This is a genomic window from Mesorhizobium sp. B2-8-3, assembly GCF_006440815.1.
Classification (GTDB): domain Bacteria; phylum Pseudomonadota; class Alphaproteobacteria; order Rhizobiales; family Rhizobiaceae; genus Mesorhizobium.
The window spans coordinates 23,552-47,396 of record NZ_VFTW01000026.1; the positions used below are offsets into that span (position 1 = coordinate 23,552).

The 23,845-nt window shown below is 64.6% G+C and carries 24 protein-coding genes; 13 read left to right on the forward strand and 11 right to left on the reverse strand.

Annotation, left to right across the window (positions count from 1 at the left end):
* Positions 1-64 precede the first annotated feature (64 nt).
* A complete protein-coding gene (locus FJ418_RS26745; protein ID WP_140870804.1) occupies positions 65-2,176 on the reverse strand; it encodes a S9 family peptidase in 2,112 nt (703 codons plus the stop codon).
* Between the two features lie 133 nt (positions 2,177-2,309).
* On the opposite strand from FJ418_RS26745, the gene FJ418_RS26750 reads away from it, so the two are divergent.
* Together FJ418_RS26750 and FJ418_RS26755 are read left to right on the forward strand one after the other, a co-directional pair.
* Positions 2,310-2,654 (forward strand): SH3 domain-containing protein, encoded by a 345-nt coding sequence (locus tag FJ418_RS26750; RefSeq protein WP_181167099.1) that lies wholly within the window; start codon positions 2,310-2,312, stop codon positions 2,652-2,654.
* A 414-nt stretch (positions 2,655-3,068) separates the two neighbouring features.
* A complete protein-coding gene (locus FJ418_RS26755; protein WP_027164827.1) occupies positions 3,069-3,494 on the forward strand; it encodes a MucR family transcriptional regulator in 426 nt (141 codons plus the stop codon).
* 80 nt (positions 3,495-3,574) lie between these two features.
* Here FJ418_RS26755 and FJ418_RS26760 read toward each other — a convergent pair whose 3' ends face one another.
* Positions 3,575-4,003 (reverse strand): SufE family protein, encoded by a 429-nt coding sequence (locus FJ418_RS26760; RefSeq protein ID WP_140870807.1) that lies wholly within the window; start codon positions 4,001-4,003, stop codon positions 3,575-3,577.
* A gap of 173 nt (positions 4,004-4,176) precedes the next feature.
* Entirely contained in the window at positions 4,177-4,572 is a 396-nt protein-coding gene (locus FJ418_RS26765) for a DUF5330 domain-containing protein (protein WP_140643529.1), read from the reverse strand.
* 555 nt (positions 4,573-5,127) lie between these two features.
* On the opposite strand from FJ418_RS26765, the gene FJ418_RS26770 reads away from it, so the two are divergent.
* Both FJ418_RS26770 and FJ418_RS26775 read left to right on the forward strand, forming a co-directional pair.
* The gene (locus FJ418_RS26770) at positions 5,128-6,864 is read left to right on the forward strand and encodes a PAS domain-containing sensor histidine kinase (protein WP_140870911.1); all 1,737 of its coding nucleotides are present in this window, start codon (positions 5,128-5,130) and stop codon (positions 6,862-6,864) included.
* On the forward strand, positions 6,839-7,630 hold the full coding sequence (locus tag FJ418_RS26775) for a peptidoglycan-binding domain-containing protein (RefSeq protein WP_140870810.1): 792 nt from the start codon (positions 6,839-6,841) through the stop codon (positions 7,628-7,630). The genes FJ418_RS26770 and FJ418_RS26775 overlap by 26 nt, the downstream gene beginning before the upstream one ends.
* A gap of 143 nt (positions 7,631-7,773) precedes the next feature.
* Here FJ418_RS26775 and FJ418_RS32730 read toward each other — a convergent pair whose 3' ends face one another.
* Positions 7,774-7,941: a type II toxin-antitoxin system RelE/ParE family toxin gene (locus tag FJ418_RS32730; RefSeq protein WP_348643123.1), complete on the reverse strand. Its 168-nt coding sequence runs from the start codon at positions 7,939-7,941 to the stop codon at positions 7,774-7,776.
* Complete coding sequence (locus FJ418_RS26785) at positions 7,934-8,194, reverse strand: type II toxin-antitoxin system ParD family antitoxin (protein WP_181167100.1); 261 nt, start codon at positions 8,192-8,194, stop codon at positions 7,934-7,936. Before FJ418_RS26785 ends, FJ418_RS32730 begins: the two co-directional genes overlap by 8 nt.
* Positions 8,195-8,283: 89 nt before the next feature.
* Between FJ418_RS26785 and FJ418_RS26790 the strand changes: the two genes are divergently transcribed.
* Positions 8,284-8,631: a DUF1491 family protein gene (locus FJ418_RS26790; RefSeq protein WP_140643537.1), complete on the forward strand. Its 348-nt coding sequence runs from the start codon at positions 8,284-8,286 to the stop codon at positions 8,629-8,631.
* Positions 8,632-8,636: 5 nt separating this feature from the next.
* On the opposite strand, the gene FJ418_RS26795 is transcribed toward FJ418_RS26790, so the two are convergent.
* The 5 genes from FJ418_RS26795 to FJ418_RS26820 all read right to left on the reverse strand — a co-directional run bounded on the left by FJ418_RS26795 (position 8,637) and on the right by FJ418_RS26820 (position 14,205).
* On the reverse strand, positions 8,637-9,641 hold the full coding sequence (locus FJ418_RS26795) for a DUF2336 domain-containing protein (protein ID WP_140643676.1): 1,005 nt from the start codon (positions 9,639-9,641) through the stop codon (positions 8,637-8,639).
* 397 nt (positions 9,642-10,038) lie between these two features.
* Positions 10,039-10,587 (reverse strand): DUF1254 domain-containing protein, encoded by a 549-nt coding sequence (locus tag FJ418_RS26805; protein WP_140643543.1) that lies wholly within the window; start codon positions 10,585-10,587, stop codon positions 10,039-10,041.
* Complete coding sequence (locus tag FJ418_RS26810; RefSeq protein ID WP_140870815.1) at positions 10,580-11,164, reverse strand: DUF1214 domain-containing protein; 585 nt, start codon at positions 11,162-11,164, stop codon at positions 10,580-10,582. Before FJ418_RS26810 ends, FJ418_RS26805 begins: the two co-directional genes overlap by 8 nt.
* A gap of 80 nt (positions 11,165-11,244) precedes the next feature.
* A complete protein-coding gene (locus FJ418_RS26815) occupies positions 11,245-13,401 on the reverse strand; it encodes a penicillin-binding protein 1A (RefSeq protein ID WP_140658810.1) in 2,157 nt (718 codons plus the stop codon).
* A 165-nt stretch (positions 13,402-13,566) separates the two neighbouring features.
* Positions 13,567-14,205, reverse strand: coding sequence for a TetR/AcrR family transcriptional regulator (locus FJ418_RS26820; protein ID WP_140870818.1), 639 nt, complete (start codon positions 14,203-14,205; stop codon positions 13,567-13,569).
* A gap of 110 nt (positions 14,206-14,315) precedes the next feature.
* Between FJ418_RS26820 and FJ418_RS26825 the strand changes: the two genes are divergently transcribed.
* The 3 genes from FJ418_RS26825 (at position 14,316) to FJ418_RS26835 (ending at position 18,844) form a co-directional block, all read left to right on the forward strand.
* Positions 14,316-16,727 (forward strand): FAD-dependent oxidoreductase, encoded by a 2,412-nt coding sequence (locus FJ418_RS26825; protein ID WP_140870821.1) that lies wholly within the window; start codon positions 14,316-14,318, stop codon positions 16,725-16,727.
* A gap of 12 nt (positions 16,728-16,739) precedes the next feature.
* On the forward strand, positions 16,740-18,293 hold the full coding sequence (locus tag FJ418_RS26830) for a trimethylamine methyltransferase family protein (protein ID WP_140870824.1): 1,554 nt from the start codon (positions 16,740-16,742) through the stop codon (positions 18,291-18,293).
* A 143-nt stretch (positions 18,294-18,436) separates the two neighbouring features.
* A complete protein-coding gene (locus tag FJ418_RS26835) occupies positions 18,437-18,844 on the forward strand; it encodes a DUF3168 domain-containing protein (RefSeq protein ID WP_140870827.1) in 408 nt (135 codons plus the stop codon).
* Between the two features lie 14 nt (positions 18,845-18,858).
* Here the strand turns inward: FJ418_RS26835 and FJ418_RS26840 are convergent, their stop codons facing one another.
* Complete coding sequence (locus FJ418_RS26840; protein WP_140870830.1) at positions 18,859-19,245, reverse strand: ester cyclase; 387 nt, start codon at positions 19,243-19,245, stop codon at positions 18,859-18,861.
* A 352-nt stretch (positions 19,246-19,597) separates the two neighbouring features.
* Between FJ418_RS26840 and FJ418_RS26845 the strand changes: the two genes are divergently transcribed.
* From FJ418_RS26845 to ccmI, 5 genes are all read left to right on the forward strand, one after another.
* Entirely contained in the window at positions 19,598-19,897 is a 300-nt protein-coding gene (locus tag FJ418_RS26845; protein ID WP_140643559.1) for a hypothetical protein, read from the forward strand.
* Positions 19,898-19,961: 64 nt separating this feature from the next.
* On the forward strand, positions 19,962-20,627 hold the full coding sequence (locus tag FJ418_RS26850; protein ID WP_027164846.1) for a response regulator transcription factor: 666 nt from the start codon (positions 19,962-19,964) through the stop codon (positions 20,625-20,627).
* The gene (locus FJ418_RS26855; RefSeq protein WP_140854468.1) at positions 20,611-22,038 is read left to right on the forward strand and encodes an ATP-binding protein; all 1,428 of its coding nucleotides are present in this window, start codon (positions 20,611-20,613) and stop codon (positions 22,036-22,038) included. Before FJ418_RS26850 ends, FJ418_RS26855 begins: the two co-directional genes overlap by 17 nt.
* Before the next feature lie 127 nt (positions 22,039-22,165).
* Positions 22,166-22,603 (forward strand): hypothetical protein, encoded by a 438-nt coding sequence (locus tag FJ418_RS26860; RefSeq protein ID WP_140659446.1) that lies wholly within the window; start codon positions 22,166-22,168, stop codon positions 22,601-22,603.
* A gap of 104 nt (positions 22,604-22,707) precedes the next feature.
* Positions 22,708-23,844, forward strand: coding sequence for a c-type cytochrome biogenesis protein CcmI (ccmI, locus tag FJ418_RS26865; protein WP_140870833.1), 1,137 nt, complete (start codon positions 22,708-22,710; stop codon positions 23,842-23,844).
* Position 23,845: the final 1 nt, after the last annotated feature.

A 23,845-nucleotide genomic window follows, 5' to 3' on the forward strand; every position in this document is an offset into this window, starting at 1 on the left:
AGAAGCCATGTCGAAAAAGGGCGGCATTGGGTAACGCGCGCCCTAGCCAATTGCGAGCGGAAAATCAGGCCTTGCCGGTCACTTTCAAGGCATAGGCGTAAATGTAGGCGATCTCCTCCAGCCGCGAGAAGCGGCCCGACGCGCCGGCATGGCCGGACTCCATGTTGATCTTGAACAGCACCGGGTTGCCGCCTGCCTTGCGGTCGCGCAGCCGCGCCACCCATTTCGCCGGCTCCCAATAGGTGACGCGCGGATCGGTCAGGCCCGCCAGCGCCAGGATCGGCGGGTAGTCGTGCGCCGCCACATTGTCGTAGGGCGAATAGGCCGCGATCGTAGCGTAGTCGGCGGCTGACGCGATCGGGTTGCCCCATTCCGGCCATTCCGGCGGCGTCAGCGGCAGGCTGGCGTCGAGCATGGTGGTGAGCACGTCTACGAACGGCACCTCGGCGACGATGCCGCCGAAATCCTCCGGCGCCATGTTGGCGATCGCCCCCATCAGCATGCCGCCGGCCGAGCCGCCCTGGGCGACGATGCGGTCGTGCTTTGTGTAACGCTCGGCGACGAGATGGCGGCCGCAGGCGATGAAATCGGTGAAGGTGTTCATCTTCTTCGCCCGCTTGCCGTCATCGTACCAGCCATAGCCCTTGTCCTTGCCGCCGCGCACATGCGCGATGGCATAGACGAAGCCGCGGTCGACCAGCGACAGGCAGTTGGTGTTGAAGGCCGAAGGAACGGTGATGCCGTAGGAGCCGTAGCCGTAAAGCAGGCAGGGCGCCGAACCGTCGAGCGGCGTGTCGCGATGGTAGAGCAGCGAGATCGGCACCAGTTCGCCATCGGCGGCGGGCGCCATCAGCCGGCGCGTGACATAGTGCTCTGGATCGTGGCCGGAGGGCACTTCCTGCGTCTTCAAGAGCACGCGCTCGCGGCTGCGCATATTGTAGTCGAACACCTGCGCCGGCGTCGTCATCGACGAATAGGTGAAACGCATCGTCTCCGTGTCGTACTCGTAGGAGCCGGACAGTCCGAGCGAGAAGGCCTCCTCGTCGAAGGAGATGAAATGCTCCTCGCCGCTGGCGCGCTCGCGCACCACGATGCGCGGCAGTCCGTCCTTGCGCTCGAGCCTGACCATATGATGCTTGAAGCCGAGCACCGAGAGGATCAGCCGGCCGGGCTCGTGCGGCACCAGTTCCTGCCAGTTGGCGCGCACCGGATTGTCGACCGGCGCGGTCATGATCTTGAAGTCCTTGGCGCCGTCGGCATTGGTGAGGATGAAGAAGACGTCGCCGCCTTCTTCCAGGTCGTATTGCAGGCCGGTCTCGCGCACCGCCACCAGCTTGGGCTCGGCCGCTGGATCATTGGCGGGCAGCAGGTGGTATTCCGAAGTCTCATGGTCGTTGATGCCGATCATGATCCAGTCATTGGCGCGCGTGCCGCCGACATCCATGAAGAAGCCTGGATCGGTCTCTTCGTAGATCAGCCGGTCATTCTCCGATTTGTCGCCGAGCGCGTGGAACAACACTTTTGACGGGCGATGATTGTCGTCGAGACGGGTGTAGAAGAAGCCGCCATCGCCGGCATTCCACACCCCGCCGCCGCCCGTATCCGGGATCTGGTCGGCAAGTTCTTTGCCGCTCGCAAGGTCGCGCACGCGCAGCGTGAAGAACTCCGAACCCTTGTCGTCGAAGGCCCACAGCAGCTTCCCGTGATCGGCCGAATGGTCGACGCCGCCGAGCCTGAAATAGGCCTTGCCCTCGGCTTCCTTATCGCCGTCGAGCAGGATCTCCTCGGCGCCGCCGCCGCACGGCGTGCGGAAATAGCGCGGCTGCTCGCCGCCCAGCCGGAAGGAAGAGCCATAAGCATAGGCCCCGTCCTTCATGGGCACCGTCGAGTCATCCTCCTTGATGCGCCCCTTCATCTCGGCAAACAGCTTGCCGCGCAGGTCCGCGGTGCCGGCCATCAGCGCCGCCTGATAGGCGTTCTCGGCATCGAGATGGGCGCGGATGCGGCCGTCGAGGAGGGAAGGGTCCCGGAACACGGCCTGCCAGTTGTCGGCCCGCATCCAGGCATAGTCGTCGCCGCGGGTGATGCCGTGATGCGTTTCGGAAACCGGGTGTTTCTCGGGCGTCGGCGGGTTGGCGGCCGGGAAGGCGGAAGTCAAGGCGGAAGCTCTGGTCATTACGTCTCGCTGCGGAATTTGCTTGAATGACGAATGAACACGCCGCTCAGCGGCGGTTCAAGGGGCGCGGTTCAAGGTGGTCTATAGAAGCTAAGTCGAAGGGGGAAAGATGAAATCCTGTGTTTCTACCGCAATGTCTGTCGCCATCCTCGCGGCAGGTCTGGCTTTTTCCAGTCAGTCTCATGCAACCGTCTTTGCCGCCTGGCAAGTGGCGGGCGTGCCGTTCGGCGACACGCTCAATGCACGAAAGTATCCGTCCAACGCATCGCAAAAACAGGCCGCCTATCCGAACGGCACCGTGCTGCAGATGACCGGCCGCTGCACCGGCGGCGTGAACCTGCTCGATATCGCCCGCCAGCCGCAATGGAAGCAGCGCCAGGCGATCCGCTATCGCTGGTGCGAGATATGGCACGACCCGGCGCAAAATGGCCATTTCGTCACCGGCTGGGTCTACGGCAAATATATCGCGCCTTACTAGGGGGGTATCGTTCACCCAGGATCCGGATCGGCAGGGCGGCGTCCTTGCGCTTTGTTGCGCCGCAGGATTTGTCGCGCCGGTGCGACAGGCATCCAAGCATTGGCCAAGCATTGAACGCCGTGTCGAGCGGCGATCGGATGTCTAACACACGGATGACGTGACGTCACGGCATGCTGGTCTGACCAGAAAAATCTCGCGAAGTTACACGGCGCACGAATTTTTGAAGCTGAATCAGCAATATTTGATGAATATCGGTGAATATAAGTCAATATGCGAATTGACTTACTTGCAATGCGGCGTCATTAAGATAAGGCGATGCGAATCGCAGGCTTTCCTGCACGAAATTCGCGCGATGCCCGATCCCACAAAAAGGGCGCAGTTTTAGAAACAAACTCTCGTTGGGGCCTTAGCACTATGGAAATCGTCGAAACACCTTCGAAAAACGGTGATGCGCTGATCGAGCTGACCGCCGATGTCGTCGCCGCCTATGTCAGCAACAACCCGGTGCCGGTTGGGGAACTGCCGAACCTTATCGCCGACGTCCATGCCGCGTTGGGTCGCGTCGGTGGCTCGCCGGAGCAGCCGTCGGCCGAGAAGCAGAAGCCGGCTGTGAACCCGAAGCGCTCCGTCCATGACGACTACATCGTCTGTCTCGAGGACGGCAAGAAGTTCAAGTCGCTGAAGCGGCACCTGATGACCCACTACAATCTCACGCCGGAAGAGTACCGTGAGAAGTGGGGCCTGGATGCCAACTATCCGATGGTCGCCCCCAATTACGCGGCCGCCCGCTCGCAGCTCGCCAAGAAGATGGGTCTGGGCCGCAAGCGCAAGGGCCGTTGATTGGTCTCAGCTCGTCAAGCAGTTCGACGGCACCCTTGCGGCGCCGTTTTGCTTTCTTGATGGGAGCGATATCGGCCGGATCAGGCCGTCTGCTTCAGCGCTGCTTCGGCGTCGCGCTTGATGCGCTTGACCATCGAACGCAGGCCGTTGGCGCGCTGCGGCGACAGATGCTCGTCGAGGCCGAGTTCCTTCAGGGTCGCTTCGGCGTCCGTGTTCTGGATTTCGCTTGCATGCCTGCCCGAAAACAGCGCCAGCATGATGGCGACGAGGCCGCGCACGATATGGGCATCCGAATCGCCCTGGAAGCTGATCACCGGATCGGCGCCCGCTCCTTGCTCGGTGGTGAGCCACACCTGGCTCACACAGCCAGGCACCTTGTTCGTGGCCGTGCGCTCCGCCTCGGGAAAGGCCGGCAGGCCCTCGCCTAGCTCGATCACATAGCGATAGCGGTCCTCCCACTCGTCGAGCAGGGAAAAGTCGTCGCGGATGGTCTGGATCGAGGTGGCCATTGACCCGCATATAGTGGCCCGGCCCGGCCGCGTCACGGAAAAAGAAAGACGCCGCGGGCGTCGAGAGGTCGGACGGGCCCGCGGCGTTAGAGCAATTCCAGGAAAAGTGCGTAGCGGTTTTCCGTCCGGAATTGCGCCGAAACTGAAGAGCCGAGCGAACGGCTGGAAAGAATTCAGTTCTTGGCGGTCAGCATCACCGGAATGTTGACCTTGGCGGGCAGCACGATGTCCTCGGCGACGCTGCCGGTGGTCGTGACGGAACCATCCGCGACCTTCGTCTCGGGCGCGCCTGCCTGCCCGGGCTGTTGCTGGTCGTCGATCATGGCCGCGGCGATCTTGGCCGTTTCCTTGGCGCGAACGGTGATGGTGTACATGGCCGATTTGCCGGTTTCGCAGACATCGGGCTTACGCTCGCACAGCCCGGCAATGTCGCCGACCGCCTCGCGCGCCGCAAACAGCGCCTGGATCGGTCCGACGCTCTGCTGGCCGTCTTCACCCGGGCCGACGCCGAGCGGCAGCGCCAGCAGCACCAGCGAAAACCAGAAAGCCATCCTGATCAGAAAGCCCATCTTACTTGCCTCTCATCCGCGATGGACGATGCATCCATCCGTGACGGATCATGCATCCATCGGCATGACCTCTTTTATGGGCACGATAGTGGCACGGTCACGCAAAGGACGGCTTGCATCGAAGCCGCGAATTTTCCTCAAATTTTAGGCAAATTCGAAAGGAATTGGTTTTGAAACGGACTTGCCTCGAATCTCATCGACCACATTAACTTTACGATAGCCATATATCATATTGTAATTACTCGATTTTATTCCCGACACAAATTAGTCGTGTCAAGTTTCGGCTCGTTTTGGCACAGGCCTCGCGGCTAACCCGCCGTTTACCATGGCGGCAACTCGGCGTGCTTTGCGGGGTCGGCATCACAATATTTGTCCTGGGGCGGGCGCCGGCTTCGCCAGCCTTATCCATTCCTTAAACGCTGGATGCGAGTTTCAAGCCAATTGATGAGTCACCTGCCAGGCAGGCGTTTTTTACGACCGGGTACGCGTGCGTTGAGTTCGATTTCAGCCAGATACGTTCAATTGCCTGGCGCGGTTGCCGCCGGCTGCGAGCGCATGGTTCACCCGACCGTGACGGGTGAGGCGGAACGCCTGCGCCAGCGTCGCTTCATCGGCGTCATGCTCGCCGCGCCCTTCCTTGCCGCGGGTGCGGCGGTCACGCTTGTCACCGCGAGTCTCGGCGCGGCCGTCACGGTAGCGGCGATCTTTGCCGCTTTTGGCCTGTGCTGGTTCGCGGCGCTTCTGGTGGCGGCCACCGGCCACATGGCGCTTGCCGGCCGCATGGCGGTCGCGCTCGGCGGCCTCGCCCTTGCCGGCGCCATCGCGGCGGCGGGCGGATTGGCCTCGCCGGCAGCACTCCTAGCCGTCGCATTGCCGGTCGAAACCTGGTGGGTCTCGGGGTCGCGGCGCGCTGCGCTGTGGGGCGCGCTGGCGGCGCTTGCCGCCATCGTGCTGCAGCCCTTTGCCGGGCAGGTCTTGCCGCTCGGCGAAATCGCCACCTGGCATTGGCTGCTGCCGCTCGCCTGGGCGCTGACGCTGGTGCCGCGGGCCGCCGCCATCGCCAACCCGGCCGGCTTGCGGCTGGCGGAGGCTGCCGGCGATCGTCTTGAGGACGTCATCGACGCTGTCGTGCTGCGCGCCGGTCGCCAGGGCGAAGTGCTTGACGCGTCCGCCCGGGCGCGTTCGACCCTCAAATTGGCGCCGGAGCTCCTGCTCGGCACCGGCCTTTTCGATCGCGTCCATCTTTCCGACCGCGTCGCCTATCTAACCGCTTTGGCCGACATGCGCGAGGGCGCGCCGAAGCGCCGGCTTGATCTGCGCATCCGCTTGCCGCGCGAGGGTTCCAGCGCGACCGACAATTTCCGCCCGTTCAGCCTCGATCTGCTGCGCGGCGAAGTCGACCGCGACGTCTTCACCCTGGTCCTGCGCGAAAACGACGACGTCGCGGCACTTCGCGACGAGCTTGCGGAAGCCAGGGAGGCCGCTGCGGCGGCCGAAGTGGCCAAGGGCCGCTTCCTGGCGGTGGTCAGCCACGAGCTGCGCACGCCGCTCAACGCCATCATCGGCTTTTCCGACATGCTGCTGCATGAGATGTTCGGCGCCTTCAGGGATCCGCGCCAGAAGGAATATGTCGGCCTGGTCAGGGAATCCGGCCAGCATCTCTTGTCCGTCGTCACCTCGATCCTCGATGTCTCGCGCATCGAGGCGGGTGCCTACGCGACCGAGCTGGAGCCGTTCCGCTTCGTCGAGGCCGTCGACATGTGTCGCTCGATGATGCGGCCGCTGGCCGACGCCAAGAGCATAGTTCTTGCCACGCAGATTGCCCCGGATGCGGGCGAGATCAATGCCGACCGCCGGGCGGTCCAGCAGATCCTGATCAATCTCGCGTCGAACGCCGTGAAGTTCACGCCCGATGGCGGCAGCGTGGTGATCGGCGCCAAGCGTGTCGGCTCGCACCTGCATTTCTGGGTGAGCGACACCGGCATCGGCATCGCCGAGGAGGACATGGCCAATCTCGGCAAGCCGTTCATGCAGATCCAGAACGACTACACGCGCCGTTTCGAGGGAACCGGGCTCGGCCTGTCGCTGGTCAAGGGCCTGGTGGCGCTGCACGAGGGCACGATGTCGATCGAGAGCGCGCCAGGTGAGGGCACCACGGTGACGATCGGCCTGCCGGTGAACGGGCCGAAGCGGCGTTCGGGTGCGCCATCCGGCGTGCTGGCCATGCCGGCGGTCAAGCCGAAGGGGGATGCAGATGGGGACAGCAATGGCTCGCTCCGCAAAACGGCCTAAGGTGATCGAACCAGAGCGCGGCGTCCTTGCCGAGGGCGCGGTTGCCGTCGGTCAGATGATCGCCAGCAATCCGGTCCTGGTCGGCGGCTCGACCGCTTTCCTGGTGACGCTGTTCTACGTCTCGGCCAACGCGCTCTGGTATCAGCCCTTTCCGCATACCGGCGCCTTCTTCGCCACCCGGACCATCGTGAATTTCCCGCACACCGTCTCCGACGAACCGGAAACCACCATCAACATCGTGCGCCAGGCGCCGGCGCAGCCGGTGGCCAAGCCGGATCCGGTCGTCCAGCAGGTGCAGGGCATTTTGAAGGACCTCAACTTCTACGACGGCACGGTCGATGGTCTCACCGGACCGGCCACGCGCAAGGCCATCCAGGCCTATCAGTTGAAAGTCGGGCTGCCCGGCTCGGGCGAGATCGACACGGCGCTGCTCGACCAGCTTGGCGCTCGCCAGACCACGGCGGCCATCCCGCACCCGGCGCCGCGGCCGGCCGACGCGGCAGCCGCGACGCCGTCGGCCAGGCCATCGGCAATTCCGGTCTCGGCCCCGGCCAGTGACCCTACATTGTCTCCCGACGCCCGCATCGTCAGGATCCAGGCCGGCCTGAAGGCTTTCGGCAATAGCGACATGCAGCTTGACGGCAAGGTTGGCGCCCGCACCAAGTCCGCGATCAAGGAATTCCAGGCCCTCTTCGGCCTTCCCGAGACCGGCGAGCCGGACGAGGCCGTCTACGTCAAGATGCGCGAGATCGGCCTGACGAACTGAGCGGCGGCGTCCGAAAGCTGTCTATTCAAGCCAATGGTCGGGGTCTCTCATCCCGTGAACAATGGCCACAGCCAGGATGCCGTAGTCCATTGGCTCGTAGATAACGATATATCGACCCTCCACGAGAATACGTGCCGTGGCGCTCAACTCTGGCCGGGCAACCCCATATTGGGATGACTGCAGGCGAGCTCCAGTCTGTCGAAAATGCGCTCTACGAGGCCATCCGCCGCCCTTTCGCTGTCGGCCGCAATATGGCGCCAAATGTTCTTGAGGTCTTGTTCCGCGCGAGGTGTAAGTCGATAGCTAGCCACGTTCCGTGCGCTCGGCTTTCAGAGCGCGGAGAAAGGCCCGGCGATCGACGTCCTGACCTTCGCCACTCGCCATCCCTTCGTCGTAAGCCTGCTTCAACTGTGCGAGTTCGCGCACGCGAAGCGCCTCGCGGTGCTCCCACAGCCTGAGGGCCTCCCTGACGATTTCGCTGTTCGAGGCATAGTTGCCGCTCTCGACCGCATCCTGCAGACGGGCGGCCTGTTTCGGCGTAAGCGATATGGTAAGGGTGCGCATTGCTTGGCTTTTCATCGCTATTTATATAGCGGTCTTCACAAACTCTAACAAGATTTGTTAGATGCTTGGGTGGCATCCGGAAACCTCTCATGCGCGTAACCGCCGATCTCTGGGTCTCGGCCCTTGTGCGCCGCGTCTTCGGCGCCGGCGGCTTTGCCGCAATCGTCAAGCGCGGCGCGACCGAGGCCGGCGCTGTCTTCGTGCTTTCGCGAGGTCGGATGGGAGAGGTGGCCCTTTACGGGCCGGCGCCGCAGACGAGCTACGATTCGGCCAAGCCCGATGAGCGCTTCTTCGCCATGCTCGGTGCGAGCGACGATGGCTCGGCTTTCGATGCGCGGCTGGAGCGGGAGAAGAAATTCGATCCCGACATCTGGGTGGTCGAGATCGAGGGCGGGACCATTCCCGTCGAAGAGCTTCTTTCCGTGAAGGCGGATTAACCGCGTCAGGACGCCTTGAGGCCGGCGCTCGCCTCGTCGCTGTTCGAGGCTTCGCGGCTTTCGGTGTCTACCGCAGCGGCAGCATTGCCGCGGATCGCCCGTGAAAGAGTCTCGGCCTTCCAGGCGCGTACCTTGTCCAGCGCCGCCTCGCGATGCAGCAGCCGGTAGCGGTCGAGGAACAGGCGGATCGCCTGCGGATGCGGGAACTCGCCGGGATAGACCGCGACCGCGATCAGGAATGCCATGTCTTCGCTGAGATCGAGGGCCCGCAGCGCCGCAAGCAGCGCAGCATAGCTCGACTGCCCGGTCACCGAACGGGCCGTCGCGAAGTCGATATCCAGCGCGTCGGCAAGCGCGGTCTGGAAGAAGGCCGCGTTCCCCGTCAGCGCCGTCTCGCGCAGTTTCACATAGGCCGGCTGGCCGAGGAAGGTGTTGACGTCGGCGCTGTCACCGGTCGGGCGCATCATCGACCGCAGGCGGCGCCGCGCGTTCTCTGCTGCTTCGCCGTGCGCGGGGCGGTCGTCCGCCTTGGTCACGGGCTCCGGCTTCGGCGTGAGCTTCGTGACCGTTTCCGGCGGCCGCGTCTTGACCAGCGTCGGCCTTTCCAGCGCGCGGATCAGGTCGGCGATCGTCGGATTGAGCTCCTTGCGGCGCGCGATGGCGCGCGCGTGCGGCAGCCCGTGCCGGCCGATCAGCGCGATGAGGTCGATGTCGCTCAGCGCGTTGGAGCGGGTGAGCAGGGAGGCTGCGATCTCGACCGGCTCTTCGGCCAGCCGCCTGACCAGCGCGGCCGGCGCATATTCGCATTCGGAAAGGGCAGCGGCGACATAGCGGCGCGACTCGACAGAAACCTCGTCGAACAGCGGCAGCGTCAGGTCTTCGAGCTGGGCGATCTCGCGGCGCGACGGGCGCGTCAGCGAGCAAAACGCCGACACCGCGGCGCGGAACAGCCTTTCGGCCTTTCCAGCTTCGGTCCGGATAGCGATTTGCCTGAAATCCGAAGATGACACGGAGGATACGCCCGACACTCGACACACTCCCGAACCGCACGATCCGGCCGGGCCGGTTTCGCACCTTCAGGAAAACAAACATCAAATTAGCCGCGATCCGTTAGCGCTCCGTTAACCCTCTACGCCCCTTAATCAACTTTGGAGGCGTTGCGTTGTGCTCCGGGGAAACCGAGAGGGAATGCGCGAACCATGGGCATGGTCCTGTCTTTTGTGCCGCGAGCGGCACCTGTAAATCGAGCAAGTCACGACACCACGACGGCGGCGGCGGTCATCATATTCCCCGGCGTCCGTTATGAGTTGCATCCGCAGGTCGGTGAGGCGCGGCCCGGCGAGAGCGGCCCCGACAGGCCGCGCTCCCCGCCACCTGCCAAGCCGCATCACTGATCGGGCGCCTTTCTCAGTAATCCTGCAATTCGCAGGCGCTCTGCTCGAGGAAGCGCGACACGATCGGCTTCCAGCTCTCGTCCGGCACGAAGGCGCGGACGACGAAGATGCCTTCATCGATCGGCGCCTCGACGAAGATCGCGCCCTGCAGATCCTCCGGAAGGTCGCGCCGCACGTCGATCATCTGCGCCGGCGTCAGCACGATGGCATCGAGTTTTTCGCCATTGGCGTTGTGATCGTTGAAGGAATAGATGTTGTGGCCGCTGCGGTCATAGACCGAGGCCGACCAGAACGGCACGTCGCCGGGCGCCTTGATCCTGACCAGCCCGTCCGTGAGATCGAATCGGCAGGCGGCGGCATAAAACAGCGGATCGACCGATTTCACCACCGGCGCGCCGCCGGCCTCGGCGTCGAGCCGCGTCATCTTGTAGAGGTCCGAAGCCATCGCCAGCCGCGACCAGGCATCGCGTTCGGAAAATTCCGGCACCAGGAACAGCACCACGATGTGCACGATGCCGGCGCCGAGCAGGCCGAGGATGAGGGCGTGCAGCAGGCTACGCATTGCAGCCCGCCTTCAGGATGCGCGGCAGCGTGACGTCCGAGAGGCCGGTGCTCGAGGCGATCGGCGTGTCGTAGAAGGTCAGCACGAAATACATCTTGCCGGAGCCGCCGGTCAGCAGCCAGTTGCCGGGAGCCGGGCGATTGCCGACGGAAATGACGACGGAATTGTCGGGCTGGCGCAGCACTTCGTAGGATTGCAGCGCCGACCGCCTCGGCTTGCCTGTGTCGATCACGCCAAGCGACTGGTCGGCGGCATAGAGCGTCCAGAAGCGGGCAGTGGGATAACCGCCTTCGATAGTGTAGGCGCATTCGCGTTTCAGCGGCTCGCCCGCATCGTCGCGCTCGGCCACGAAGGCAAGCCCCTCGGCCTGGCCGAGCGCCAGCACGCCCTCGCGTGCCACGCGCGCCTTGGAATAGGGGTCGGCCGCCAGCGTCCCGACTTCGGGGAAGGCGGTCCATTGGCCGATGCGGATCGCGCCGACGCCGTCCTGGGCGTTGAGCGCATACCAGACGCTGTAGCCGCCAAGCCCGATGGCCATGGCAAGCGAAAGCAGCGTCAGGATGGCGTTCTTGAGCATGAGAGCCGCAAACAGAGGAGGTTGCCCGGGATATCGCGGCGCGGGGTACCGTGGCAAGCCGGCTTCACGCCAACGCGGTCCTAAAGCGCCGAAAGCGTCTCCGGCAGGGTGGGGGCGCCCAGCACGGGCGCGGCCTGGAACGCCTTGCTCATTTCCCTCAGCGTCTGGGTGGTGCGGCCGGAAAGCACCGGCGGGCGTTCGGCCTCGGCCTGCGCCGCCGCCGCGTCGGCTTCCTTTTTCGCCGCTTCCTCGGCCTTGGCCGCGACCTCCGGGTCGACCCACGGATGATCGATGCCCGGGATCGGCTTCAGGTCGATGTTCTGATGCGCATAGACCATCAGCCGCTGCCAGACCATCGCCGGCAGCGAACCGCCGGTCATTTTATTGGTCGGCGTGAAGTCGTCATTGCCGAGCCAGACGGCGGCGGTGTAGTTGCCGGTGAAGCCGACAAACCAGGCATCGCGGTAGGATTGTGTCGTCCCGGTCTTGCCGGCAACGACAATGTTCGGAAGCTGGGCGCGCCTCGCGGTGCCTATAACCGGCACCGCCGCCAGCATGGTGTTCATGTATTTCAGCGCCTTTTCCGACAGCACCCGATGTGGTGGCGGCGCGTCCTTGGCCCAGTCATAGACCACGTCGCCGGTGCGGGTGACGAGCTGGGTGATGCCGTGGCGCGAGCCGACGAAACCGTTCTGCGCAAAGACGCTGTAGCCGGTCGCCTGGTCCATCACCGTCATGCCCGATGTGCCGAGCACCATGGTCTTGTGCGATTCCAGCGGCGATTCGACACCCATCGATTCGGCCATCGCCTTGATCGGACCGATGCCGAGGTAGTCCTTGGCGAGCCGCACCGGCACGGTGTTGATCGACTTGGCGATCGCCGTAAGCAGCGTGACGTTGCCGGCCGAGCCGCCATTGTAATTGTGCGGCGACCAACTGCCCCAGCTGATAGGGCCACCGGAAACCACCGAGTCCGGCGTGAAGCCATGTTCCATGGCGGTGGCATAGACATAGGGCTTGAAGGATGAACCGGTCTGACGCAGCGCCTTGGTGGCGCGGTTGAACTGGCTGGTGCCATAGTCGCGGCCACCGACGATGGCACGCACTGCGCCGTTGGTCTCGATCACCACCACCGCGCCTTCGGTGACGTTGTATTCCTTGCCGAACTGGCGAAGATGGAACTCGACCGACTCCTCGGCCGCCTTCTGGATGTTGGCGTCGAAAGTGGTGTGGGCGACCAGCGAGTGCTGGCCGGGCTTGGCGATCTTCTTCACCTCGTCGAAGGCCCAGTCGAGGAAATAATCCGGGCTCTTCTGCTCGCCGCGGTCGACGACGTCGGCCGGATGCAGCCGCGCCTGCAGCACTTGGCCTTCGGTCATGAAGCCGGCATCGACCAGGTTGGACAGCACCACATTGGCGCGCGCGCGGGCCGCCGGCAGGTTGATGTGCGGGGCGTATTTGGTCGGGGCCTTGAACAGCCCGGCCAGCATCGCTGCCTCGGCAAGGCTCAGGTCCTTGACGCTCTTGCCGAAATAGAAATCCGCCGCCGCCTCGATGCCGAACGTGCCGCCGCCCATATAGGCGCGGTCGAGATAGAGCTGCAGGATCTCCTTCTTGGACAGGTTCGCCTCCAGCCACAGCGACAGGAAGGCTTCCTTGATCTTGCGCTCGAGGGTGCGCTCGTTGGACAGGAACAGGTTCTTGGCGAGCTGCTGGGTGATGCTGGAGCCGCCTTGGACCACGGAATTGGCGCGCACATTCTCGAAGACCGCGCGCGACAGGCCCAGCACGTCGATGCCGTAATGGTCGAAGAAACGCCGGTCCTCGGTCGCCAGCACCGCCTTGATGACGATGTCCGGCATCTCGTCGACCGGCACGGAATCGCGCTGGATGATGCCGCGCTGGCCGATCTCGTTGCCGTAGCGGTCGAGGAAGGTGACGGCGAAGTCGCCCTGGTTGCGCCAGTCGCCGGTGGTGATGTCGAAGGCGGGCATGGCAAGCGCGAGCAGCACCACGAAGCCACCGGCGCCCATGGTGAAACCTTCGCTCAGCACCTCGATGATGGCGCGGCGCCAGCCATGCACCCGGAACCGCCGGGAAAAGATGGTCGCCGCTTCCCAGAATTCGCGTGCCTTGAAACCGATCTCGTAGAGCGAGGAATCGAGCCAGGCGTCCACAGCGAGCAGCGCCGAAGCGATACGACCTCTTCTCTTGCTTGGTTTCGAAGGACTTGCCATTCCAGACTTCCGCCCCAACGCACTTTCGCCCGGAAACTGCATGGCAGTTTCGGGCGCCTCCCCCGCAAGACTAATCGACCATTTTAGCATCGCTCACAAGGGCAGCGAAGCAACAGCGCAAGCTTTGTTGATTGGTGGCGCCTCGGCCGTGGACGGCAGACTATATCACCGCGCCGCGATGAAGCGCATGAAATGCGCCACATCCGCCTCGGTCGGCTCCTGGCCGGTGAAGGAACGCAGATAGGCGGCGAGATGGCTGACGCGCGCCTCGACCGGTTCCTTGAGGTCGAGCACATAATAGCCGATCTGCATGTAATAAAGGACGCGGGCGCGGATGAAGGCGTCCTCGCCGTCATAGCCATGCCGGCGGTACATGTCGCGGATGGCGCTGAGGCGCTCGTCGTCGGCCTGGTCGATCATGCGCCGCACATCGGCCGCGCGCCTGGCCCATTCGCGGACGGCGAAATCGAGCCTGGGGTCGAACAGGCGCTCGTCGGCCCAGCATTCGAAGACGTTCATCACGCCCATGATGATGGTCTCCGCCGGCCGGCGGGCACGCTCGACGATCGCCGTGGTGTTGGTGTCGTGCCAATGTGCAAGCAACTGGTCGAGCAGGTCCTGCCGGCTGTTGAAATACCAGTAGAAGCTCGAGCGCGACACGCCGAGCTTCTGGCCGAGCGTCAGCACGCGCACGCTCTCGATACCGTCTGAAATCAGCATATCGAGCGCCAGTTTGATCCAGTCGGAGCGCGTAACCTTGATGTTGCCGGGCGTCGGTTCGGTCTGGGGAGCGGTCATGATCATGGCCGCACAATAGGCATGGCGCGAAACGCAACGCAAGCTCTGGACAGAAGTGTCTAGACACATATGTCCAGAAGGTGTATTGGTGGGCCTCCAACGAGAGGGAGAGGCTCGTGAAATCGCATTACCGGGCAGTCGTCATCGGGGGAGGCGTGGTCGGCGCCTCGGTGCTCTACCATCTCACGCGGTTCGGCTGGAACGACGTCGCGCTGATCGAGCGCGCCGAGCTGACGGCTGGCTCGACCTGGCATGCGGCCGCCGGCTTTCACGCGCTCAACGCCGATCCCAATGTCGCGGCGCTGCAGGACTATACGATCAAACTCTACCGCGAGATCGAGGCCGAGTCGGGCCAGAATGCCGGCCTGCACATGACCGGCGGCGTCAACATGGCGAGCGACCCGCAGCGCTGGGAATGGCTGAAATCGGCCTGGGCGGTGTTTCAGTCCGTCGGCATCGAGACGGCCCGACTGGTAACGCCCGAGGAGATCAAGGAGATCTGCCCGATCGTCGATGTCAGCGACGTGCTCGGCGGCCTCTATGATTCCAACGAGGGCCATCTCGATCCCTATGGCACCACGCACGCCTATGCCGGCGCCGCCAGAAAGCGCGGCGCCGATGTGATCCTGCGCAACCGCGTCATCGAGCTGAAGTCGCGCGCCGATGGCGGCTGGGACGTGGTCACCGAAAAGGGCACGATCGTCACCGAGCATGTCGTCAATGCCGGCGGCCTGTGGGCCAAGCAGGTAGGGCTGATGGCCGGCGTCGACCTTCCGGTGACGCCGATGGAACACCATTATTTCATCACCGAGGACATTCCCGAAGTCGCAGCCCTCGACAAGGAGCTCGGCCTCGCCGTCGATCTCGACGGCTTCTCCTACCTGCGTCAGGAGCGCAAAGGCGTGCTGCTCGGCGTCTACGAGCAGAACCCGAAACACTGGAACATGGACGGCGCGCCCTGGGATTACGGCATCGAGCTGATCCCCGAGGACATCGACCGCATCAGCCCGGAGCTCTCCAAGGCCTATCAGCGCTTCCCCTGCCTGGCGAAGGCTGGCATCCGCAAATGGGTGAACGGCGCCTTCACCTTCACGCCGGACGGCAATCCGCTGGTCGGCCCGGTCAGGGGGCTGAAGAACTACTGGGTCGCCTGCGGCGTCATGGCCGGCTTCAGCCAGGGCGGCGGCGTCGGCAAGTCGCTGGCCGAGTGGATGATCTACGGCGAGCCGCAAGCCGACATCTTCGGCATGGACATCGCCCGCTATGGCGCCTTCGCCGCCAACCGCGAGTATCTGCGGCAAACCACGGGCCAGTTCTATGCCCGCCGCTTCGTCATGACCTTCCCCAACGAGCGCCTGCCTGCCGGCCGACCGCTGAAGCGTCCGGGCGCCTATGACGGCATGAGCGCCGCCGGCGCCGAATGGACGGCGTCCTGGGGCCTGGAGATCCCGGCCTATTTCGCGCCGATGGGATTCCGCGAGGAGACGACGCTGAAGCGCTCCAACGCTTTCGAGATCGTCGGCGACGAGGTGCTGCAGGTCCGCCGCGCCGCCGGCCTCGTCGATACGACGGCCTTCTCGCGCTATGCCGTGTCAGGCCCCGGCGCCGAGGCCTGGCTGGACCGGCTGCTCGCCTGCCGGCTGCCGAAGCCCGGCCGCGCGAAGCTGGCGCCGATGCTTGGGTCCGACGGCCGGCTGAAGGGGGATCTCACGGTGCTCAACTGGGGCGGCGGCGAATACTGGATCATGGGCTCCTACTATTTGCGCGAATTCCACATGCGCTGGTTCGAGGCGCACATCGCCGAAGGCGTCTCCATCACCGACATCTCGGACGCCATGTCCGGCTTCCTCGTCACCGGTCCGAACGCACGCCGGATCGTCGAATGCACTACCCATCAGGACATCTCCGCCAAAACCCTGCCGTTCATGTCCTGCGGCGCGTTCGACATCGGCATGGCGCGAGCCCGGGTGGCGCGGCTGTCCATTGCCGGCGAGCTCGGCTTCGAGATCAACTGCCCGGCCACCCTGCATTCGAGCCTGCGTGAGACGCTGCTTGCCGCCGGCGAAGACCTCGGCTTGGCCGAGATCGGCTATTACGCGCTGAATTCGCTCAGGCTGGAAAAGAGTTTCGGCATCTGGTCGCGCGAATTCACCCAAGGCTACACGCCCGGCCAGACCGGGCTCGACCGCTTCATCGCCTTCGACAAGGGCGATTTCATCGGCCGCCAGGCCGCGCTCAAGGAGCGCGAGGTGGGCGTCTCGCGACGGATCGTGACGCTGGAGGTCGACGCTGTCGACGCCGATGCCAGCGGCTTCGAGCCGGTCTGGTCCAAGGGCCGGCGCATCGGCTTCGTCACATCCGGCGGCTACGGCTACACGCTCGGCAAGAGCGTCGCCCTGGCGTTGCTCGATGACGATTTCGCCGGGGAGGGCACCGAGCTTTCCGTACACATTGTCGGGGTCGAACGGCCGGCGCGCGTCATCGCGGGCTCGCCCTACGACGCCGAAGGCAAGGCGATGCGGCAATGAGGAGGAACCGCCATGATTGACGAGGCCGCACGTGATCTCAGGCGCGAGCGCCGGCGGGGACGCACCGGCGAGGCAGGCAGCGAGTCTAGCCGGCATCCGAATTATCGGTCGCTGAAGAACCCCTTCCTGCCGCAGCCGATCTTTTCCGACGATCAGGTCGCCGCGATCCACGCTACCGCGCTGCGCGTGCTGGAGGAGCTCGGCATCAAGGTGCTGCTGCCCGAGGCCCGCGCCATCTACGCCAGGGCCGGCGCATTGGTCGACGAAGACAGCCAGATGGTCAGGATCGGCCGCGACATGGTCCAGGCAGCACTTGCCGCGGCGCCGCGCGCGATTCCCGCCCTTGGCGGCGACCGCTCGCTGGATCTGATGCTCGAGCTCGGCTCGATGACCTTCCTGGCCGGCTCCGGCGCCCCGAACGTCACCGATCTTGAGCGCGGCCGACGGCCGGGCACGCTCCAGGCCTTCGAGGAATTCATCAAGCTGATCCAGCATTTCGACGTGCTGCATATGCTCGGCCCCTGCGTCGAGCCGCAGGACGTCGACACGCGCTTTCGCCACTATGCCACCGGCCGGGCGCAACTGACGCTGTCCGACAAGGTGCCCTTCGTCTTTGCCCGCGGCACGCCGCAGGTCGAGGACAGTTTCGAGATGATCCGGCTGGCGCGCGGCCTGTCCGAAGACGAGTTTGCCGGCAGCGCCCATAGCTACACGGTCATCAACACCAACTCGCCGCGACAACTCGACATCCCGATGGCGCAGGGCATCATCGACTTCGCCCGCGCCAGCCAGATATCGATCATCACGCCCTTCTGCCTGGCAGGCGCGATGGCGCCGATCACGGTTGCCGGCGCGCTGACGCTGCAGCATGCCGAGGCGCTGGCGGGCCTGACGCTCGCCCAGATCGCGCGCCCAGGCGCGCCTGTGGTCTATGGTTCCTTCTCCTCCAATGTCGACATGAAGTCGGGCGCGCCGGCCTTCGGCACGCCGGAGCATGTCAAGGCCACGCTCGGCGCGGGCCAGCTTGCGCGTTTCACCGGCCTGCCATGGCGATCCGGCGGCGGCAGCGCCGCCAATATCTCCGACGCGCAGGCAGCGCACGAGACGCAGTTCGCGCTGTGGGGCTCGGTGCTGGCCGGCGCGACCGTCTGCATCCATGCCGCCGGCTGGCTGGAAGGCGGTTTGAGCGTTTCCCTCGAGAAGCTGATCACCGACATCGAAGCCTTGCAGACGGTCGCAGAGCTTTGCGCGAAGACCCCGGGCGACGAGGATGCGATGGGCTTCGAGGCCATCGCCGAAGTGCAGCCCGGCGGCCATTTCTTCTCGGCGGCGCATACCATGACGCGCTACCGCACCGCCTTCTATGAGCCGCTGGTGGCCGACTGGTCGAATTTCGGCAATTGGACGCAAGCCGGCGGCAAGACCGCCACGGAGCGCGCGACCGGCATCTGGAAGCGGATTCTTTCCGATTTCCAGCCGCCGGCCTCCGCTGCCGCCACCGCGGGCGTGCTCGACGAGTTCATTGCCAAGCGCACCGAGGAAGGCGGCGCGGCTCCGGTCTCATGATTTGACGAAAACGTAATAAATTCGAGACCTTCGCCCTTCACGCTATAGTCAAACCGATTCGCGATCTGGCATCGGATCGCGAGCGCGGCTACGTTGCCGGAATTGGCTGCGGCGCGGAGACATGTGTTGGCGATGGACGGTAGATGACGGCGCCTGGCGATCTGATGCAGGCCTTGTTCCTGAGGCTGAAGACCGATGCGTCGCTATCGGCGCTTCTCGGCGGCGCTGGCCTGCTCGAACAGGCGAACGACAAGGCCGCCTTTCCACACGTGACCTACGGCCGTACCAGTGCCTTCGACCTGGACACCGGCGCCGACAACGATGGCGACCAACTCATCACCTTGCACGTCTGGTCGAAAGCTCAAGGCGAGGCCGAGACACGCCTCATCATGGACAGCATCAAGGCGCGCCTCGATGGCGCAGCACTTTCCATCGGCTCGCGCGGTCAGACGCGCCTGTCGCTGGAATTCGCCGAGGCGCGCTATGACGAGGACCTTGCGGTCCATCATGGATTGCTGCGCTTCCACGCCTTGACGCAGGAAGCCGCTTGAGAGGCTGGCGGACCTCAGAGCTGCGCCTGGATGGCGGCCTTGTCGATGACCGACCAGACCTCGCGAATCCGTCGGTCGTGGAATTCGTAGAAGACGTTCTCGGCGAAGGAAACCCGCCTGCCGTGCACCGGCAGGCCGAACAGCACGCCCTTGGGCCGGCAGTCGAAATGCAGTCGCGCCGCCACGCGCGGCGGCTCCGAAATCAGGAGTTCGATGTTGAAGCGCAGGTCGGGAATGGCCTCGAAATCGCCTTCCAGCATACGGCGATAACCCGAAAGCCCGATCGTCTCGCCATTGTACTGCACCTCGTCGCCGACGAAGCGGCCGAGATTGTCCCACTCCTGGTCGTTCAGGCAGGCGATGTAGCCCCGATAGAGATCGGCAATATCATCGCGCGTCATCGCGTGCTCCCATGGTCGTGCGGCGTTCCTACACCGGAGCAATTCCAAGAAAAGTGTGATCGGTTTTCCGTCCGGAATTGCGTTAAATTAGAGAGATAGGGCGGTTCGCCGTTTCCATGAAACGGTGAAACGCACTAGCTAGGGCTGGATGGAGAATCCGCACCCGAAAAGCGTAGCGGGCCGACTGATTTTCCGGCTATGAATTTGCACCCGGGGCCTGAGGAAGCCCCTGGCGACTGCACTGGCGTCACAGGGTGCATTCATTTGTCTCGCGCAGGGGAATGGCGGGCATGGATTTTCGATTGTTCACCGTTCATTTCACGTTCAGCCCATATGCGTTAGAACCGTGATCATGACCAACCTTGGCTCCCATCTCCGCAAAGCAGTGCTGGCGCTTGCCGCAGCCGGCCTCTTTGCGTCGCAGACGACGGCAATGCCGGTCATCGACCCGTCGGTCGACCAGCCGGTCGTGCTTGCCGCCAACGATTGCTACGCCATCGGCCAGCAGGTCGCCGCGCAGAATGGCGGCACGCTGGCCAAGGCCTCGCAGGCGACGCGGGGCGGCCAGCAGGTCTGCGTGATCGTCGTGCTGGTCCCCGGCAAGGACGGACAGCGTCCGCGCCGCTCGGAAATCGTCGTCCCGATGGGCTGACCTCACTCGTTTCCCAGGCCGGCGGAATCGGCCTATACGTCTACCCAGCAACAGGCTTCAACCCATGCGCGTGCTCGTCGTCGAGGATGACAAGGATCTCAACCGGCAGCTGGCCGACGCGCTGGTCGACGCCGGCTATGTGGTCGACCGCGCCTATGACGGCGAGGAGGGGCACTTCCTTGGCGACACCGAGCCTTACGATGCCGTGGTCCTCGATATCGGCCTGCCGCAGATGGACGGCATCAGCGTCGTCGAGCGCTGGCGCCGCGGCGACCGCAAGATGCCGGTGCTGATCCTGACCGCGCGCGACCGCTGGAGCGACAAGGTGGCCGGCATCGACGCCGGCGCCGACGACTATGTGACCAAACCCTTCCACATCGAGGAGGTGCTGGCGCGGGTGCGGGCGCTGATCCGCCGCGCGGCCGGCCATGCATCGTCGGAGCTCACCTGCGGGCCGCTGCGCCTCGACACCAAGGCGTCCAAGGCCGACGTCAACGGCGTGCCGCTCAAACTCACCTCGCACGAGTTCCGGCTGCTCGCCTACCTGATGCATCATATGGGCGAGGTGGTGTCGCGCACCGAACTGGTCGAGCATCTCTACGACCAGGATTTCGACCGCGATTCCAACACTATCGAGGTGTTTGTCGGCCGGCTTCGCAAGAAGATGGGCATCGACATGATCGAAACCGTGCGGGGCATGGGCTATCGCATGCGTGAGCCGGAGGCGTGACGCGGAACCGCTGAAGCCAACCATAGGCGCGCGGCTGTCGAAGCTGCGGCTCTGGCCGCGCTCGCTGACCTTCCGCGTCATCGCCTTTTCCACCATCTGGGCGATCCTGACGCTGGTCGTCATCTTCACCCTCATCACCACGCTTTACCGCCAGGCCAGCGAACGCGGCTTCGACAGCCTGCTTTCGGCGCATCTGTTCAACCTGATCGGTTCCGTCGGCATTTCCGACAACGGCGCGCTGACCGGCTCGCCCGACCTCGGCGACCTGCGCTTTTCCGAGCCGAATTCCGGCTGGTATTGGTCGGTCGAGCCTGCTTCCGAAGGCGTGCATGGCGAAATCCATTCCTCCTCGATGACGACTTCACTCTTGTCGCCGAGCGTCGCGGAAGTGCCCTTCAACTCGAACTTCCAGCGCAGCTATTCGATGGAGGGCATAAAGGGCGAGCAGCTCGAAGTTTTCGAGAGCGAGTTCGTGCTGGACGCGAAGAACCGCGCCGCCCGTTTCCGCGTCATGGGCAATCACAGCGAGCTCGAGCAGGAGATCGCCAGCTTCCAGCGCCGCCTGCTCACCTATCTGTCGCTGTTCGGCGTCGGCATGATCGCCATCAACGCCATCGCCATCCTCTTGGGTCTCCAGCCTTTGCGCCGGGTCCGCAATGCGCTGGCCATGGTGCGCGAAGGCACCGCCCAGCGGCTCGACGGCAGCTTCCCGGCCGAGATCGAGCCGCTCGCCAACGAGACCAATGCGTTGATCGAGAACAACCGGCGCATCGTCGAGCGCTCGCGCACCCAGGTCGGCAACCTTGCCCATTCGCTGAAGACGCCGCTCGCCGTGCTGATCAATGAGGGCCGGGCGCTTGGCGGCGCCAAGGGTCAGTTGATCGCCGAGCAGGCCGCCTCCATGCAGAAACAGGTCGACCACTATCTGCAGCGCGCCCGCGTCGCCGCGCAGCGCGACAGCGTCGTCTTCCGCACGCCGGTTTTGCCGCTGGTCGAGCGCATGGTGCGCGTGCTGCGGAAACTCAACCCGCAGTCCAGGCTGACGCTGTCGCTGCCGCCGGCGGAGATCGTCTTTGCCGGCGAGCGCGAAGATCTGGAGGAACTGCTCGGCAATCTGCTCGACAATGCGATGAAATGGGCTAAAGGCGCCGTCGCCGTGACGATCGCCACTATTTCGGGAAGCGGCAACCTGTTTGAAATCGTTATAGAGGATGACGGCCCAGGCATTCCCGAGGACAGTGCGCGGGAGGTGTTGAAGCGTGGCAAGAGACTCGATGAGACGAAGCCGGGAACAGGGCTCGGGCTCGCCATTGTCGCCGACCTCGTCAACGAGTATGGAGGCTCGCTGGCGCTGGAACGGTCCGGCATGGGCGGCTTGAGGGCGGTGGTGAGATTGCGGAGCCTTCAATGATGTTTTTATCGATTTGCGAGCAAGGGCTGGCGGCCAAATTTCCGACAAATGTCAACACTATGGGCTCGATATCCTCCCCGATGACGCAGCCCCCAGCTCATCCTGCTCAAGAGAACCGGTTGTTGGCATGAAGATCCGCGTCGCGCTCGTTTCCGCCCTGCTCGCCGTTTCCGGCTGCACGACGCTCGGCAGGGGCGGTCCAACCTCTCCGGTCACGCCTGTTTCCACGCCGCCCGCCGGCGGCAAGGTCTCGACCAGCATCGTTTCGGCCATGAATGGCGGGCTTATCGGCGGATCGGTCGGCTCGGGCCTCAGCGATGCCGAAAAGCGCAAGGGCCTGGAAGCGGAATACAAGGCGCTGGAATACAACACCAGTGGCCAGAAAGTGACGTGGAAGAGCGACAACTCCTCGCATTATGGGGAGGTCGTCGCCGCCCAGCCCTACCGGGTCGGCTCGCAGGATTGCCGCCAGTACACCCACACCGTCTATACCAGCGGCGCGGGCGTCACCGCGCGCGGCACCGCCTGCCGCAACGCCGATGGCAGCTGGACGCCGCTGACCTGACGGCTTTGGAACGGAATTAGGCCTGCGGCCGACGGCGTCTGCCGTCAAAGCGTCGCACGATGGTCGTGTTGGCAGGGCAGGGCTCTGCCGCTATTGGAATAGGCATGCTGTTCTGGGTCATAGCCGCAATCCTCACGCTGGGCGCCAGCCTGGCGGTGCTGTTGCCGCTCACCGGCGGCATGAAGGGCGCGTCGCCGGCCGGCGATCACGATCTCGAAGTCTATCGCGACCAGCTTTCCGAGCTCGACCGCGACATGGCGCGCGGCCTGATCCAGCCGGGCGAGGCCGAGGAGGCGCGTGCCGAGATCGGCCGCCGCATCCTGCGTCTGGGCGCGGCTTTGCAGCCGGGCGCGGCGACGCCCAGCCCCGCGCGCAGCGCCAGATGGGTCGCCAGCGTGGCCGTGCTTGCGGTTCCCCTGTTGAGCTGGGGGCTCTACGGCATGCTCGGCTCTCCCGATCTGCCTTCGCAGCCGCTGGCCGAACGTCTGGCCAAGAACCCGGCCGATTCCTCGGTCGACGAACTGGTCGCCCGCGCCGAAGCCCATCTCGCCGCCAATCCGTCGGACGGCAAGGGTTGGGATGTGCTGGCGCCGATCTATCTTCGGCTGCAGCGCTTTCCTGACGCCGTGACCGCTTATCGCAACGCCATCCGCCTCGACGGCGACAGCGCCGTGCGCCAGTCGGGTCTCGGCGAGGCGATCGCCAATGCTGCCGGTGGCATCGTTTCGGCCGACGCCCAAAGCGCCTTCGAGGCTGCCCTGAAGCTCGATCCGGCCAACGCCAAGGCGAATTTCTACTTGGGCGTCGGCCTCGCCCAGGAAGGCAGGAAGGCCGAGGCCGTCACCGCCTGGCAAAAGATGCTCGGCCAGCTCGCGCCGGATTCGCCTTGGCGCAACGCCGTTCAGCAGGCGCTTGCCGAGGCGGGCGAGCCGGCTGTCGCCAAGGCCGCGCCGGCCAACGGCCCGGATGCGCAGCAGGTGGAAGCCGCGCAACAGATGTCGCCGCAGGACCGGCAGGCGATGATCGAGACCATGGTCGCCGGGTTGGACGACAAATTGAAGCAGAATCCCCGTGACGAGGAAGGATGGATGCGGCTCATCCGTTCCTATGTCGTGCTTGGCAAGGCCGACCAGGCGCGGGCCGCGCTCGGCCGCGCTGTCGCCGCCTTCGGGGCGGACAGTGAACAGGCCAGGAAATTCACCGCCTTCGCCGCCTCGCTCGGCGTAACGGCGACGGAGTAAG